Consider the following 16,320-nt stretch of genomic DNA (forward strand, 5'->3'; position numbering starts at 1 on the left):
ATCCTTATCTGTGGTCTGTCATATCAAAAAAACTGTTTTCCTTATCCTGATAACGCTGGTAAGCTACCAGTGCACAGAATCCCTGGTCTGTTGCCATGGGGTTGCTTTCCCCGTCCAGGGTATGTTTAAAACTTCCATCCTTCTGATAAAAAGTCATCAGGGTATCATACAGGCCTTTTCCATCTTTCTGGAAGCGTTCATCCTCATTGCAGTCTACGCCTACCGCACTGAGGGCGATCACGGTCTGGGAAATAGATTCTGAGCTCTTTGCGCCAAATGCGGTATAACCGCCATCATCGTCCTGTATATCTGCCAGAAATTCCACACCCTTGTCAATGACTTCCTTTACATCTTCTTCATCCTGGTATGGTTCCAGGCTCTGCAGTGTCATGGCGGTCAGATCCACATCCCCGTCTTTGGCGTTATCATCCAGGGAAAATCCGCCATCTGCTTTTTCCCGTTCCAATATGTAATCCAGATATTTCTGTTCCAGTTCCCCGTCTTTATTGGCATCCGGGTCATCGGCATTTAAGGCAATCAGTGCATAAATGGCACCGTTTAATCCCTGGGAGACCACTGCATCAAAATCTTCCAGCGGCTTTTCAATATCGTAACCGCCAATATCCGTTGGATCCTTTCCTATGGATTTCAATGCCATGACTGCCCTGGAATACTCCGTATAACGGTTATCACTGAGCACGCCTTCCTGGTCTTTGACCCGTTTTTCAAGATTGGCACGATATTTTTCGAAATAGTTCTCATCCACCGTTTCTCCCGAACGGGCAAGTGCGATCACCGTCCATTCCCCGCCCAAGGTATCCGATGCCGGTGATGTTACGGTTTTCTGTTCATAAGCAGCTGTTTTTTTCAGTGCATCTTCCAGTTTTGGAGTCCCGCCCCCGCAGCCTGTCAAAAGCCCCGCTGTGGTAACTAACACCAGAAACTGGCATGTCCGTTTTTTTAATCTGTTCATAATTTTCCCCTCATTTTTTCGTTTATCTGTTTTATGCAAAGAATCACATCTTCTTTATTGGAACATTCTATCGTCCAGGTCCGTTCCTTTGTGCAGGGAAGAAGTTTTAAACCCTTTTCCCATGGAATTGTGCCCTTTCCTAAGCCCAAATGGGAATCCCTGTCCCCTGCATTGTCATGGATATGGACATGTCCGACATATGGAGCAAGTTCCTTCGCCCATTTAAGGACAGAGATTTCTGAATAGCAGTGTGCGTGCCCCATATCCAGACACAGCTTAAAGTTTGGATGATCCACGAAGTTGTATACATCCAAAAGAAGCCGCCAGTCTTCATCCAGGACATTTTCCATGACGACCTGGGGACCTTCCCGGTCTTTCAAAAACTCCTGGAAAAACCGGCCTGTCTGTTCCGCCCATCCTTCCCGGAAATATACCGTAGGGATCATCCCTGAATGATATACGATCTTTTTGGCTCCAAGGCGGATTCCTGCCTGGTAACACTGGTCAAACCGTTCCATGGTCACTTTCCTTATCTGACTGTCAAAAGATGCCGGGTTTAAGTCCAGAAATGGCCCATGCAGGGTAAGCGGTGGATTTCCCATCTGCTCCAGTCTTTTTTGATACTGTTCCATTTTTCTTTCCAGCCGGTCCAGATTGTCAGATATGGAAAACTCGATACTTTCCACACCGGCTCCATACTGACCGCAGATCTCTTTCATATCTTCATCACAAAGCAAATGGCTGACATAGATCAAAGCATTTCCTCTTTCCCGGACTCAATCAGCCCGTATTTTTTCTTAATGCGTTCCAGTTTTTCAAGAAGCGGCCTGCTCAAAAACCATAAAAAGATCACGGTTGACAGTGCATGCACCAGGTCCACCGGGATTCCTGAAATATAGAAAGCAACCAGGCTGGCCGGTGTGATGTATCCGTAAGACATTAAGATGCTTGCCGGATTCATGATCCCGCCATAGATGAGCACCACACTTAAAAATCCATAGATACAAAGATCCCGCTTCCTTGCTTTTAAGATTCCTTTCTGGTAAAGAATTCCTGCCAGGAAACCGATGATGCCAAAAGAGAACATCTGCCATGGCGTCCAGGGGCCCTGTCCCATAAACATGTTGGATAACATCATGATTAGACAGCCAACAAGAAAACCTGCTTCGCCTCCGAAAGAGACACCGGTAAGGATCACAATAGCAGCCACCGGTTTGAAACTGGGTACCATAAAGAAGGCTGCCCTCCCTGCGACACCGATCGCTGCAAGGACAGAGATCACCATGATCTCCCGTGCTTTTGGTTTGCGTCCTTCAAACATCATAAAAAACGGGAGCATTGCAGCCACGATCACAATCAGGCTGCATATCAGATATTTCCTTCCATGGAAAAACCGGACTGACAGATACAAAAGCAGTGGTACGACCAAAAGCATCAAAGCAAGGGCAAACCAGGTCCTCCGGTTCACTTTCCCCTTCTTTTCCATCTGCCGGATGATCATCCCATCGGAGGGAAGGGTATATTCTTCCAGATCTTCTGCTGGTTCCTCTTCTTGTGCTTCATTTGGGATATTTTCCCAGAATTCATCTATAAACTGGTCCAGTTGCTGCTCTGTAAGCACGTAACCACATCCTTTCCGGTCACAGCTTCCGGAAACAAATGCCTTGCCATCCGGTTTGCTGCGGTTGTGTAGAAATTATTTCCGGCAAAAAACTCCCGGGTATTCTGGCTGGTAACGATGTTTCCCTCAAAAAACAGGCCTACCCTGTCCGCATATTCTGCAACAAATTCCACGTCATGGGAGATCATAAAGATCGTCAGGCCATGCTGTTTCAGCCGGGTTAAGATCTTTCCGATCTCTTCTTTATATTCTGCATCCATTCCCTTCGTAGGTTCATCCATCAGGAGAATCCTCGGACGAAGCAAAAGGACTTTGGCAAGTGCCAGCCTCTGCTGTTCCCCGCCACTCAGATCATAAGGATGTCTTTCCAGAAGCCCTTCCAGCCTGGTAAGGCTTACGATCCCTTCTATGGCCTTTTCTTTTTTCATATGAATCTGATATTCCGAAGACATTTTTTCTCTCCTGCCCCCGATCACAGAATACAAATCTTCCAGGACTGTTTTCTTTAAGAAAATGCTCTGTGGGTTCTGCGGCATGACTCCCAAAAGCCCACAATACAGATCCCGGTCTTTATACGAACGGATATCCCGCCCTTCCAGAAGGATCTTCCCACGGTATGGACATCGCACCCGGCTTAAAAGAGACAGCGTAGTGCTCTTTCCCGTACCGTTTCCACCTACCAGTGCATAGAACTCTCCTTTTTTTACCTCCAGGGAAAGATCCCGGACAACATCCGGGCTGTCCTTTTCATACCGGAACCAGACATCTTTCGCCTGAATGGACAATTCTTTCTTCGAACTATCTGTTTTTGTGTATCTGACTTTTTCAGTGCTTTCGCTCTTTCGCTGACTATCCGAAGCAATTCCTTTTTCGTTACAGTAACGGGAGAGCCACTGTCTTCCCTCACTGACTGTCAGCGGACAGGTTGCCTGACTGTCTGTCTCACCATAGATCTGCATAGGAATCGGCATGGAAAGAAACATGCCATGTTTTTGTTCCTTTAATTTTACCCCGATTTCCCTGGGAGTTCCTTCCAGATAAACATTCCCCTTATCCATGACAAATACCCTATCCGCATAAGGGATGATATCCTGAAGCCGGTGTTCCGTAAGGAGCACCGTTGTTCCAATATCACGATTAATCTTTTTTACGGTTTCCAGAAAATCAGAAGCAGCGATGGGGTCCAGCTGAGACGTAGGCTCATCCAGTATTAAAAGGGAAGGATGCATTGCCATGATCGCAGCCAGGTTTAAGATCTGCTTCTGCCCTCCTGACAGCTCTGAGACATTTTTATAAAACCACTGATGGATGCCAAAATAGCTGGCCATCTCCGCAACCCGCAGCCGGATAGTCGCATTGTCATATCCCAGGCTTTCCAGTCCAAAGGAAAGCTCATGCCAGACTTTATCCGTTACGATCTGATTATCCGGGTTCTGCATGACAAAACCGATCTCCTGGCTCTGTGTCCGGTGGTCGATCCCCGAAAGCGGCATCCCCCGGTAAAAGATTTCTCCCTCTGACTTTCCAACCGGGGCCAGCACGGTTTTTAACTGGCGCAACAGCGTGCTTTTGCCGCATCCGCTCCGTCCGCAGATCACATTTAACGTTCCTTCTTCTATTTTCAGATTCGCATGGTCCAGAACCTTCCTGGAACATTCCGGGTATGCGAAGCTAAACTCCTTTACTTCTACAAGATTCATAATCATTATCCTTCCTGTTCCAGAGTTTCGTAGATTTTTTTGTAAGTCATATCCAGATCTGTTTCACAATGCTTCCGGCTTCTGGCAAAACGGATAGTCTCCGTCACATCCAGGATCACCGGAAGGAAACAAAAACATGCGAAACAGATGTATGTAAGCATTGCTTCAACTACTGGAACAGATACCGGAGCCTGATGCCCCTGAATGGTAAAACCAGCAAGTAAAATCCGGGGATCATAACTTGCATAAGAAGCCCCATTCATACAGCCAGTGGCAAATACAAGGAATAAAGCTGCCATCACTGCCAGAAGCCCCTTATCTTTTTTTGTAAACTTGTAAATGGAAAAAGCAGTCCTTCCTTTTAATCCATATCCCCTGCTCCGCATGGAATCCGAAGTCTCTATGGCATTTTCCAAAGCCCATGTGACCAGTATCGACAGCATGTTAAAGCCCGCACGGATACGGTTAAAAAGACTGCCCTCTGAAACATCCCTTCCCATAGATTTCTGACCGTTCCGGATCACTTTCAGCTGCCCCGTAAATCTGGGGACAAAGCGAAGTGCCATGGAAAGGATCAGAGAAAGGGCCGGTATCAGCTTTCCAAACAGGTAAATAAATTTATCACTTGTCATAACTTTATTATAACAGGAAAACCACTGGATCACTACGAACATGACCGCTCCAAGGACTACGCCATAGACTAAGGCCTCCAAAGTGATCCAGTTTCCACTGCTTTCTACATAATATAGCATCGTGACCCCATAATGATTGAAAAGTGGATTCAGAAGAGCCACGATCAAAAGACTGGGAAGGGTAAAGAGAAAGCTTTGCCTAAGTGTCCTTTTTCCTCCAAGCAGAAAGACGGAATAAGACAAAGCACCCGCATAAGAAATGCAGATAAAGACGGGATGCTGATTAAACATAGTAAATAACAGTACTACAGCAAAATAAAAAAAATTCAAAAATGGATGGCATGTGGAAAAAGCATCAATGATGGATTGATCCGCAGGCTGTCTGTTTCTTTTCTCGGTCTTATTTGTTGATAACACGTTTAAATGTACTCCCTCTTTAATCCCTGCTCTTCACAGTACAAATCCACTTTGCTTCCCTTTTTGCAACGTATCGTGCAGTTTTTGTTCACGATCTTTGAGCCAATATGCTCAGGATCATGATGTATCTCCAGATATTCCAGCCGGTTGCATCCATGAAAGACTTCCTCTCCAAGATACATGATATTTTCCGGAATATATACCTCTTTCAATTTCTTACATCCGAAAAAGGCCCTCTGATCTAATTTTTTAATTTCTTTTGGTAAGACTATGGTTTCAAAGCCACAGAAGTAAAAGGCTTCCAGACCAATTTCTTCCAGTGTATCCGGCAGCGTGATCTCCTTTAATTCCTTACAGCGGTAAAAAGCTCTTCTTCCTATACTCTTTAAATGCTCCGGGAATACCACTTTACTTAACTGCGTGCAGGAATGGAAACAGTACTCCGGAATCCTGCGGCATTCTGAACTGGTTTCAAATACTACCGTTTTAAGGGCTGTGCATCCTTTATAACTATAATCTCCTAAAATTTCCAAAGATGCCGGAAATGTTACTTCTCTGAGAGAATGATTTTCCGAAAAAGCACTCTCTTTGATTTCTTTAACGGTCTGTGGGAATACAACGGGCTTACGGAGCTGGCAGCTTGCAAAAGCTTCCTTTCCTATGATTCTGCAGCCGGATGGCAGGATTATCTCTTTTATTTTCCCGTTGCCCTTATAACAGCAATCATCAATATAAATATATTTTTCAGGAATTGCTGCTACCTGTTTGTTTCTTTGCATACTGGCAAGCTGTGCCGTAAATGTACGATGATTAAATCGCAGTATACTCCATGTTGCTTTATCATTTTGTGAGCACATATGATCTCCTTTCCAACGTTCGAATCATACAAACTGTATATCTTTTACATGTTTGTATTCTTTGCCTGACGTGTTGGATATACTGGCTCAAAATGCTTTCATAAGGCGTTTTTCATTCGATACATTTCACACAGAGAAAAGCAGCTCCGGAATCGCACCGGATTTCCTTAAATCGGCTGCCATCAGCCGAACCACGCTCGATTTTTTTGTTATTCTAATTATAACGATACGCCTTATTTCTGTCAATGTTCGCCAATGTTTCTGGTCTTTATCTCATACCAGTTTAACTATTTTTCACAATTTCTTTACTTCTTATCTTTGTATGGGTTTCCAACATCACTTCCAAGATTGCAGGTATACTTCCATTCAATCTTATCCCCATCTTTGGGCTTATAACTGGAAGCACCATAATTCGGGAACTCTCCATTTACACTGTACATCCAGCCGGAATTTTTTCCGCAGTCAAATTCATAAAGCTGATTGATGCCTTCCACGTAATAGCTTTTATATAACGGGGTGTATTTGGAAGAGAGCTGGATGTTCTTTTCCCCACAGATTTTTTTTAAGATGTCAAATACGGTATCGCCCGTAGTAAATTTAACTTCCATTTCCGGAAGTATCCAGCCGTCTTCCGGGACAAATTCTTTTTTGGTTTCTTTTAAATCACCGATATTGTCAAGAATCGTCTGGCAGTCTATCGAAATGGTACAGGCAGCAGGCTTTCCGGAATCCCCTTTCCCGATTCCACAGCCCGTAAGGAGACAGCTCCACAAAAGCAGAAAACAGCTGATTCCTATTACCCCGATCCGTTTCCAATATATTTTTTTCAGTTGCTTCATAATTATCCTCTATCGGATGAAAAGGTACCAAAAACACTATTTGATTTTTGATACCTTTTACACCCTTACTCTGTTTACTTAACTGTAATTTTTATCTTTTTTGTCACCTTTCCAGATTTAACTGTGATGGTAACGGTTCCTTTTCTCCGGCCTTTAACCACGCCCTTCGAGCTGACTGTTGCAATCTTCTTGTTGGAAGAACGGTAGGTCACTTTCTCCTGGGAAGTGATCGGGCTGACCACTGGTTTTAAAGTAACGCTCTTTCCTTTCTTGATGGTCAGTTTTTTCTTGAGGCCGCTGATCTTCGTAGTCTTTACCTTTGCAGTCTGGACTTTTACTTTCAGAGTCGCTTTCTTTCCACTCTTTAAGGTAACGGTGATCTTTGCCGTTCCTGTTTTGGTTCCGGCTTTGATCTTTCCTTTCTTATCAACGGTCACGATCTTTTTGTTGTTGGAAGCCCAGGACTTTATGGAATCCCCGTATGCCATGGAAACCTTCACCTTTGTGGTGGCCTGTTTCCGCTTCAAGGTAATGGAGGATACGTTCAGTTTTATAGTTGCCTTTAATTTGCTTCCATAGTTCCGTGTCTGTTTTTTACCGCAGAGGGAACAGGTTCCTTCCTGCTTCGCCGGACGGAATACCGTAGCTTTTGCCGTAGTTTTCCAGGTGTATTTATGCGTATGTGCAATTACAGGAATCGTTTCCGTCTTTTCGTATCCGCAGACCTGGCAGGTATATCTCATCAGTCCGGTTGTCTTATAAGTAGCAGCCTTGATCTGCTTTCCTTTTCCATAGGAATGTTTCTGGTAGCCACCCTTTTTCGTATTATCCGTGATGTCACATTTTCCGTACATGGCAACACACTCATGCCAGTGAGCGGTCTTATCAGATGTCCATTTGCTGTCCCATACATGGTCATGCTCCAGGGTATAATCATCCGTATAATGGAAGATGATCTCATCCCCGTCTTCCAGGTACTGCTCTTTCACGCCAAGGTCCGGATGGATTCCGTTTAAGGTATACATCCAGCCGGAGTTCTGTCCATTGGAAAATTCTGCAAGCTCCTGACCACCCTTCGTGATTCCCGCAATGTAGGTTTCATCCCTTAATGTACGGCAGCTCATTCCATTCTTGGCAAGCACTTCTTTTAAGAGTTCCAGGACATTGGCATTTCCATCGATCGTGTAATCTTTTGCTGCGATCCAGGTATCCAGATTTCCTTTCCGCAGGGTGTGTTCCTGATCCTCTTTCGCACTGCCATGAACAGAGTCTCCGAGAAGCGTAAAGCTTACCGTGATCGTACCGGCATCTTTTTTCAATACCTTAACGGTCAGTTCCACGAATGCTTCCTTATAGGAAATTTTCAGTTTCTGTTCCCCACGTTTATCCTTGTTATATCCCTCTATGGTAAGATCTGTCAGCGAAAGCTCCTGTCTGGTTCCGTCACTGATCACAGCAACCACTTTCATTCCACTGAGATCCAGGTCCTCCCCAAGGTAAAACTCTGTCCGGTAATCACCAGTCAGCTCCAGGGAATCCACATAAACACGCAGGCCTTCTGTAGAGACCAGTTTTTCCTGGTCTGCCCCCAGTGGATCATCCGTCCGGTTATATCCGGTCTGCCATCCGCAGCCTTCCACCTTCGGGCAGCTGGTGGTTTCTTTTTCTGTATTGACATAAGTGGCTCCGCTTGCCGTCTCATGGGTCAGACAGTTGGTATCAATGTATCTTACAAAACCGATCCCTTTATCTGCCCCGCAGTCTTTTGCATAATAATTGTTGGTGATGTCATCGATCCGGTTCAGGCTGTCATAAAAACCAATGATACCTCCTACATATGCTGCGTCTGCCTTTGTTGCCTGTACCTTTCCTGTAAAGGAATTGTTCTTAAAGGTATAAGTGCAGTTATTCCAGGTCTGTGCCACATAGAGGTCTCCACCAAGGATTCCTCCCACCTTGTCAGAACCGGTGATGCTTCCCTCTGAACTGCAGCTGTTGATAGTTATCTTGCATCCGTTCGGGGCTGTGGAATTGTCATAACCGCCGCCCACAATACCACCAGCCACTTCACCAGAAGCCTCTACGGTGCCATAAAATTTACAGCCGATCACAGAGCAGTTGCCCATGGCATTGTCCCTGGTTCCGATAATACCGCCTACATAACTGGTTCCGTAAACGATCGCATAACTTACACAGTTTTCTACTGTACCCTGCATACGTCCGGCAATGGCCCCGATCTCATTCTCATTTCTGTCATATCCGATGACAACATCTTTCTCAATCGTACAGTTCCGTACCGTTGCCTCAAAGGCTGAAGAACATCCGGCATAAGGGCTCATCGTCTTATTAGCACCCAGAAGGCCGGATTTCAGGGTACTGGAACCACTTTTCAGGGTAACATTGTCGATCTCAACTGCCATTCCGGAAAGTCCCACACCTTCAAAGTTATTGACAAGGCCATAACCGGCAATCTTCTTTCCATAGATGTTCAGGTTACGGATCCTTGTATTACGGACATAACCAAAGAGAGGCAGCCCGCCCTCCGGTACTGTTACAGTATGGTTATTTCCATCAAAAATACCGCTGAATGCATTAAGGTTCTCGCCATTTTTCAGGTCTTTCCTTCCATCCTTAGTCACACCGATAGGCTTCCATCCAGTTGGCAGGGTGATGTCTTCCGTAAGCTGGAAGTATGTATTTTCAAAGGAAAATCCCTCTGTATTTACTTTGTCCCGCAGTGCTTCTACATCTGAAGCTGTCTTAAGGAGATATGGAGAGCTTTCACTTCCGTTTCCCTCCCATGGGAGAGGAGCTTCTGTGACGGTGACACAGGCAATATCCGAACAGATCTCTTCACTCGATATCTTTACACCATCACCATTTATATATGCTAGAATATTTGTTTTTACTTTACAGTAATAGTAAGTTATTCCTGTTTCTTTTATTTCTGGACTATATGTATTTTCAGTCGCTCCAGATATTAATATTCCATCTTGCGTTGAATTTACTCTATTTTGATACCACTGATACTCTGTTTTAACGCCAAACTCGTTAGATTTTTGTACAACTATTTCCAATTTTTCTGTAATAGGGATTCCCTTGACATAGGTTGTGTCTTTAGGCTGTTGGAGTATTACAGGCTTATCTGCTACATGTGGGTATACTCTTGCTGAAAAAACGTTACTTGTCGCAGTATAAAGATGTGTATTTATTTCATAAGAAACAAGGCATCTATAGTATCTAGAATACTGTGGCTGAGTTGTATTTATTGTGTATGAATTTTCAACTGCATTCTCTATTTTATCATAATCTTTAATATCCGAACTTGCACTTGAACTTACATACCATTGATAAGAAAGTTTTCCTTCATTTTCCTGTAAAACAGAAGCTTGCACTATAAACGGCTCAGCTTTCTCGCCTTGCATAATCCCTACTCCATTTGGCTCCCTGTTATCAGTAAGTATTGGAGTATAGTCAATTTCTCCCGGCTTTATGGTAAGCGTATATACTGTATCTTCTGAAACATACTTTGCATCATCTTTTTTTAATGTTATGACAGCTGTATACTCCGAATGACTATTCCAATCGGGCGTGAACCGTAAAGCCCCTCCAAGTGGTCTTGTAGTAAGTTCAACGCCATCCATCGCAATCAATTCCGGATTTTCCGCAATTGAGCCATAGCAGTCATTGTCACTTCCGGCAATGTCAATATATTCCGTATTTTTCGGTACAGTCACCTCGAGGTTTTGACTTTCTGTAGTATCCTGCAATCCTGTAGAAAGTTCGTGTCCCCAGGAATCACTGACTGTCAGCTCATTTAAACGTGCTTTATAATGTATCGGAACTTCAACAGATTGTAAAATATTTCCATTCTTTCTTACTTCAAAGCCAATAGAAAGAATTGCTTTTGAAGAATATTTCACACTCGTATTTTTTAATAGAGTTGAGGAATCCTGTGACAATTTCACTCTTTTTACTGTGTCATCCAATGGACTGGTGTAAACTGCATATAAAGTACAACCCTCTGGAATGCTTTCCATTGTACTTACATTTACATAAAACTCGCCATGACTGAATCCTGTTGGAAAGTTAAATGCTTGTGTCCCATCAAAAGTGTTGACTGATTCCTCTTTTACCTCAGTTTCACTTTTTTTAATGCAAAGTTCAACGCCGTTGATATAATCGCCTTTATCACCCTCATCAGGAACAACTGTGACGTTTGCATATGCTGCTGAAATCGCAGTACTCTCTGTCCCATTATTATTGATTTGTTTTTCTGCTGTAATAAAGTAGGGAGTTTCTCTTGCTTCCAGCACTGGAAGTGTTACTTTTCCCTCTGCATCTGTTATAATGTTTTCCTGCTTTTTTCCATCTATATAGATAGACGCTCCCTCGCAGTTTGAATATGCACGTCCGGCATCATCTTCCTGTCTGAGTCTGAGAACGATCGGCTGTCCTTCTGTAACTGTCTGTTCTTCTTCTGTAAAAAATGCAAGTTTATCCTGGCCATTTTTCTGTTGGATAAAAAAATGCATTTCGTCACCATTTTCTACAGTTCTTCCAAGCGCAGAACCATAATTGGCACTGTTACGATTTAACGAAGACTTAATATATGGTACATTCTTTTTGTCATATCCCCACAACCGGTAAATCACGCCATCAAATATACCTGCGTCATCCGCGTGGTAATCATACCCAGCTTCTGCTCCACCTGGGTAATACAAGTCATGTGCTGCTTTCAAAGCATCGTCCATGGTATAAGAAGACTGACCAGTTAAGGTCACGGTGCGTCCTGCCATTGGATTTCCGTCTTTATCATTAAGAAATTTTCCATCTTTGCTGATACTGACAGTTACCTGTATTTCTTCTTTTGCAGTACCATCTTCGGACTGGTCTGTTCCATCACTGAAAAGTGCAGTACTTCCATCCGTGAATTCATCTTCATCTGTAAATTCACTTACGCCAGATTCTTCCATATCAAGATCAGAACTGGTATCAGTTTCCTCTCCTACGTCAAACGAATCTTCCGTTGGAATCTCTTCCTCGATATCAATCTGGTCTTTCGAATCTGATGCTTCTTCTACATCGGTTTGATCACCTGATGAATCACTTTCTTCTGAAATATCCTGCTCATCTGTAAAATTTTCTTCAGATAAATATGGCGTATTATCCACCCATTCTCCCGCAAAGGCATTTACAGGGAGCTGTAATGCAAGAAGAAAAACAAGTAGCCATCCAGCTATCCTTTTCCACAACTTTGTTTTTTTCATTTTGTCCCTCCTTAAAAAAAAGCTCCTCTTCCTCACGGAAGAAGAGCTCTTCAACTCTTAATTATTTTACCTTGACAGTCACTTTAACGGATTTAGATCCGGATTTTACTGTTATTTTTACAGTACCTTTTTTCTTTCCGGTTACAACGCCCTTGGAAGAAACGGTTGCAATCTTTTTGTTGGAACTTGTATAAGTAACCTTCTGACGGGATGTGAATGGAGTTACGACTGGCTTCAGTGTCACTCTCTTTCCTTTCCGAACAGTTACATTTTTGGACACTGTAATTTTGGAAGTTTTTACTGCTACTGTCTGAACTTTTACCTTAACAGTCTTCTTCAGTCCGCTGGCAAGGGTAATCTGCAGTTTCGCAGTTCCCCTCTTTTTACCAGTGATCTTGCAAGTTCCGTTAGACTTGCCTCTTACTGTGAAGATCTTGCTATTGGAAGATTTCCAGGATTTTACAGAATCACCTTTTGCAAGTCCGGTAACTTTAAGTCTGGAAGTAGACTGTTTTACTTTTAAGGTTACAGTAGAGGCATTAAGAGTTGCTTTCGGTGCAAGCTTTTTGCCTATATTTCTGGTTTCACTCTTATTGCATGCAGAGCATTTTCTGGTCTGAACTTCTGGTTTAAATACTGTAGCTGCTGTTGTTCTTTTCCAGTTGCTCCACTTATGTCCTGTCGCTTTAATAGTTTCGGTCTTTGTTTCGTTGCATCTGCTGCAGGTATAAGTAAGAGTACCATCTGCTGTACAGGTTGCTTTCTTGGTTACTTTGGAAACAAAATCATGTCCAAGTGCCGGAATCTCCTGTACATCCTCTTTGGCATCACAGGCTGTACAGTGTTTGCTCTTTTCACCAGCTTCTGTGCAGGTTGCTGCTTTATCTACCACATAATCCTCGGACCATGTATGACCAGTAGCAGGAATCGCATTTTCCTCTGTCGGATAAGAATAGTGTTCTCCGCATACTTCGCAGACACCAACTTCTTTCCAGCCGTTTTCTGTGCAAGTTGCATCTTTTGATTCTATAGCATCTGCTTTGCAATGAACAATAGTTCCCGCTGGAATTGTCGATCCTGACCAATTTGCAGCCGGAATCATAGAATCCCATTGTTCTTTTGTTCCAGTATAACAAGCTGATTTCAGATTTGACTTATTAAATGCATTTCTTCCAACACTAGATACATTTTTAAAGTCAAAAGCCTTTATTGCTGTCTTTTGAAAACATTTCATCGGAATGTTTTCAATATTGCCTTCACAATTAAATGTGATTAATGATGTGCAACCATCGAATGCATTCATGCCTAATGATTTAATACCTTTTACAGTTACTGAAGTTAATGATGTACATTCTGAAAAAGCATTGTCTGCTATTATAGTTCCCGCATCATCCAATGTAATATTTTCCACTCCAGTTTTCCAAAAGGCAGCAGTACCAATCTCCTTAACATTATTTAAATTAATATTTTTTAATGTCGCAACTTCTCCAAATGCGGAAGCAGCTATTTTTGTGACACTAGGAGATAATTTTACCGTTTCCAAATTATCATATGCACCCGCACGGCCATTATTAAAATTGAATTCACCAATTTGAGTGATTTCCCCTTGAATCTCTATTGTTTTTACATCATTAAGCTGTGATCCATATTTATTGCGCCACTCACTGGTCCATCCTGATTGCTTATAATCTGGCAATACCACAGGTTTTTCACTTTTTAAATATAATGTTTGATTATTCACATCATATTTAAAAGATAACCCCTCTACTTGTTCGGATTGTATCCAGTCATTCGTTTCCGATTCGTTTCCAACGAATTCCGAAATATTATTACCGTCATCAAACAGTTCTATAGAATCATCTTCCGTACTGTTTAAGTTCTCAGTATTCTCCATAGGTAGATCAAGCTCTGCTGATTCATCTACAATTTCAAAATTTTCACCATCAGATGTAACTATTAAATTTTCAGATTCATCACTGTTTTCAAAATCAGCATTGGTATCTTCAATAATATCTATTTGTTCTGCTGCCAAAATAGGAGTTGGCACACTTAAAACCATAGACAAAGACAAACAATATACTAAATATTTTTTTTTCATTACAGATTTTATTCCTCCAAGATCTACAATTACCAATCAAAACGTGTAGTATCGTAACTTAATACGATAGAAAACTCATTTGTTGACGGTACTTTTGTTCCACCTAAAGTGGTCTCTGGATAGGAAGAAGTATTTTTCAATGTAACATCATTACCCGGATACCACATCCAAGAAGTGCCTTCCCATGTAGCATGAATCATGTTTCCTGCACTATCATACTGTGGGTTTTTATTTTCTCCACCATTAGCTCTAGCATATCCCTCGACAGCAAATGCCGTTAAATATTCTGGATATTTTGTGTTCCAAGAAGTTTCCAACAGTCCTTTAGATTGTGCTAACAAAAGTGCATCTTTATAAGTTCCATTTGAATCCACACCTGTTACAGTGACTACCGGATTAGTGATTCCAGGAATCGGTTTCGGAGTTCCTAAATAAGTGTTGCTACTTGTTCCCTGCTCCCATTCTCTGATGTAAACATGCATTGTCGCTGCAGAAGCCATTACTGTTGAACCAAGCATCATAACAACTGCTAAAATGACTGCTGATAATCTTTTGAATTTTTTGCTCATACCTTTTTCTCTCCTTTTCTTTTCAGATGCTCATTTTTCGTAGTTTCTCCTTAGGACAGCGGTTTCTGTCCCGTACAGATCACGAGTCTGGACCTGCCTTTCTCCTCCTCTCCCGTATTTGGAATATCCTGGTGTTCTGGGATGTGATGGTAACGTGCAGTTTTTCTTGCAAAAAAATAAGCCGTACCCTACGCATGGCACGACCCAGTCACAAAATACCCGTGCCACCCTGAAACCGAGGGCTTATGCACAACATTATAGAAATAGACCTGACTTGTAGCTTTTGCTCATCACAGTAGCGTTCCTGTGTCGGATTCTCACCGAACTTCCTATATATGAGTCTTTGACGAACCACTCATATATAAAATTCCTACAATATTACCTTTCTTATAGAATAACTTTTTTTCCATATTTTGTCAATCATTTTGTCTTGAAATAATACAAAACGTCATTTATTTTTACAGACAAGTTTCGAGAAAAATCGACATTTTTACTCTATTCTAAAGATAGCACAAACTAACATCTTTTTCTTTTTCTGCGGTCATATTCCGTTAAAAATACCATTTTATGCCATTTTTTGCAACAAAAAAAGGCCTTTCCAGGACAGTGTTCTGTCTTAGAAAGACCTGAAATTCAAATTGCTTTACCCTTCAAAAATCTGTTCTGCTTTTTCCTCCTGTTTTTCACACCATATGACCAGACGTTTGGAGGCATCTGTTCCACAGGTAGAAAGCAGAAGCGTTGGAACTTCCTCCTGCGTTCCAAGTAAGAAAGCATCTCCATCTGCCGGTGTATACTCGCATTTTACGATCACAAAAATCCACACACCTTCATCCGGAAGATAAAGATAGAGGATCTGGTGCTCTTTTAAAAATTCATCGTCAAGAAAATTCCGGAGTCCACGGAACATGCTTCCATCTTTCATATTGTGACCATAAATGATGTTCTTGTCATCGGAAAAATCGGCATTGTTATCGGAATCCAGGAAAATGGCCCCTGCCACATGTTCTGTCTTCTTAAAAGTATGTGTCAGGTAATAGGAGTCATCGTTTCCCTGGACTACCGGGTAATCAATGCTGGTATCCGGGATCCGGATCCATGCAACGATATCCGGATTGATCTTTTTTAATGCCTTAAAATCAACCACGGTCTGTTTCCCATCGCTTCCGTCTGTTCCTTCTGTGGGGTCATCCTCATCTGTTTCCTTGACGTATGTACGCAGGTCTTCATATTCCTGCACACCTTCCCGGTACATAAAGTAAATGCCAAAACCAGTACATACGCAAAAGCTGAGTACCATCAGGCAGACTGCCACGATCATGATTTCTTTTATGTGTCTCATAC

At 42.5% G+C, this 16,320-nt stretch carries 11 protein-coding genes and 1 riboswitch; all 11 genes read right to left on the bottom strand.

Features of this window, described 5'->3' with window-relative positions:
• Positions 1-4: 4 nt before the first annotated feature.
• On the bottom strand, positions 5-973 hold the full coding sequence (locus GT674_RS02830) for a prenyltransferase/squalene oxidase repeat-containing protein (protein WP_055066301.1): 969 nt from the start codon (positions 971-973) through the stop codon (positions 5-7).
• Complete coding sequence (locus GT674_RS02835) at positions 970-1,728, bottom strand: sugar phosphate isomerase/epimerase family protein (protein ID WP_055066302.1); 759 nt, start codon at positions 1,726-1,728, stop codon at positions 970-972. The genes GT674_RS02830 and GT674_RS02835 overlap by 4 nt, the downstream gene beginning before the upstream one ends.
• Positions 1,725-2,594, bottom strand: a complete 870-nt coding sequence (locus GT674_RS02840) for an ECF transporter S component (protein ID WP_055066303.1) — start codon at positions 2,592-2,594, stop codon at positions 1,725-1,727. The genes GT674_RS02835 and GT674_RS02840 overlap by 4 nt, the downstream gene beginning before the upstream one ends.
• Positions 2,561-4,294: an ABC transporter ATP-binding protein gene (locus GT674_RS02845; protein ID WP_161284339.1), complete on the bottom strand. Its 1,734-nt coding sequence runs from the start codon at positions 4,292-4,294 to the stop codon at positions 2,561-2,563. Before GT674_RS02845 ends, GT674_RS02840 begins: the two co-directional genes overlap by 34 nt.
• A gap of 5 nt (positions 4,295-4,299) precedes the next feature.
• Positions 4,300-5,046, bottom strand: a complete 747-nt coding sequence (locus GT674_RS02850; RefSeq protein ID WP_330585446.1) for an energy-coupling factor transporter transmembrane component T — start codon at positions 5,044-5,046, stop codon at positions 4,300-4,302.
• Positions 5,047-5,345: 299 nt separating this feature from the next.
• Positions 5,346-6,200, bottom strand: a complete 855-nt coding sequence (locus tag GT674_RS02855) for a leucine-rich repeat domain-containing protein (protein ID WP_161284341.1) — start codon at positions 6,198-6,200, stop codon at positions 5,346-5,348.
• A 305-nt stretch (positions 6,201-6,505) separates the two neighbouring features.
• The gene (locus GT674_RS02860; RefSeq protein ID WP_161284343.1) at positions 6,506-7,039 is read right to left on the bottom strand and encodes a DUF4430 domain-containing protein; all 534 of its coding nucleotides are present in this window, start codon (positions 7,037-7,039) and stop codon (positions 6,506-6,508) included.
• 74 nt (positions 7,040-7,113) lie between these two features.
• Entirely contained in the window at positions 7,114-12,309 is a 5,196-nt protein-coding gene (locus GT674_RS02865) for an Ig-like domain-containing protein (RefSeq protein ID WP_161284345.1), read from the bottom strand.
• 61 nt (positions 12,310-12,370) lie between these two features.
• Positions 12,371-14,407 carry a leucine-rich repeat protein gene (locus tag GT674_RS02870; protein ID WP_161284346.1) on the bottom strand — a complete coding sequence of 679 codons (2,037 nt, stop codon included), beginning with the start codon at positions 14,405-14,407 and terminating at the stop codon, positions 12,371-12,373.
• Between the two features lie 29 nt (positions 14,408-14,436).
• On the bottom strand, positions 14,437-14,976 hold the full coding sequence (locus GT674_RS02875; protein ID WP_161284348.1) for a hypothetical protein: 540 nt from the start codon (positions 14,974-14,976) through the stop codon (positions 14,437-14,439).
• A gap of 217 nt (positions 14,977-15,193) precedes the next feature.
• A riboswitch (adenosylcobalamin (AdoCbl) riboswitch) is annotated at positions 15,194-15,321 on the bottom strand.
• A 298-nt stretch (positions 15,322-15,619) separates the two neighbouring features.
• Complete coding sequence (gene srtB, locus GT674_RS02880) at positions 15,620-16,318, bottom strand: class B sortase (RefSeq protein WP_161284350.1); 699 nt, start codon at positions 16,316-16,318, stop codon at positions 15,620-15,622.
• Positions 16,319-16,320 lie beyond the last annotated feature (2 nt).

Source organism: Blautia sp. BIOML-A1 (genome assembly GCF_009883055.1).
Taxonomy (GTDB): Bacteria; Bacillota; Clostridia; order Lachnospirales; family Lachnospiraceae; genus Blautia_A.

What these genes read in the sequence shown, in the direction of transcription:
- GT674_RS02830 (WP_055066301.1), bottom strand. Translation starts at nt 973, where the DNA reads ATGAACAGATTAAAAAAACGGACATGCCAGTTTCTGGTGTTAGTTACC.
- GT674_RS02845 (WP_161284339.1), bottom strand. Translation starts at nt 4,294, where the DNA reads ATGAATCTTGTAGAAGTAAAGGAGTTTAGCTTCGCATACCCGGAATGT.
- GT674_RS02850 (WP_330585446.1), bottom strand. Translation starts at nt 5,046, where the DNA reads ATGCTATATTATGTAGAAAGCAGTGGAAACTGGATCACTTTGGAGGCC.
- GT674_RS02855 (WP_161284341.1), bottom strand. Translation starts at nt 6,200, where the DNA reads ATGTGCTCACAAAATGATAAAGCAACATGGAGTATACTGCGATTTAAT.
- GT674_RS02860 (WP_161284343.1), bottom strand. Translation starts at nt 7,039, where the DNA reads ATGAAGCAACTGAAAAAAATATATTGGAAACGGATCGGGGTAATAGGA.
- GT674_RS02865 (WP_161284345.1), bottom strand. Translation starts at nt 12,309, where the DNA reads ATGAAAAAAACAAAGTTGTGGAAAAGGATAGCTGGATGGCTACTTGTT.
- GT674_RS02870 (WP_161284346.1), bottom strand. Translation starts at nt 14,407, where the DNA reads ATGAAAAAAAAATATTTAGTATATTGTTTGTCTTTGTCTATGGTTTTA.
- GT674_RS02875 (WP_161284348.1), bottom strand. Translation starts at nt 14,976, where the DNA reads ATGAGCAAAAAATTCAAAAGATTATCAGCAGTCATTTTAGCAGTTGTT.
- srtB (WP_161284350.1), bottom strand. Translation starts at nt 16,318, where the DNA reads ATGAGACACATAAAAGAAATCATGATCGTGGCAGTCTGCCTGATGGTA.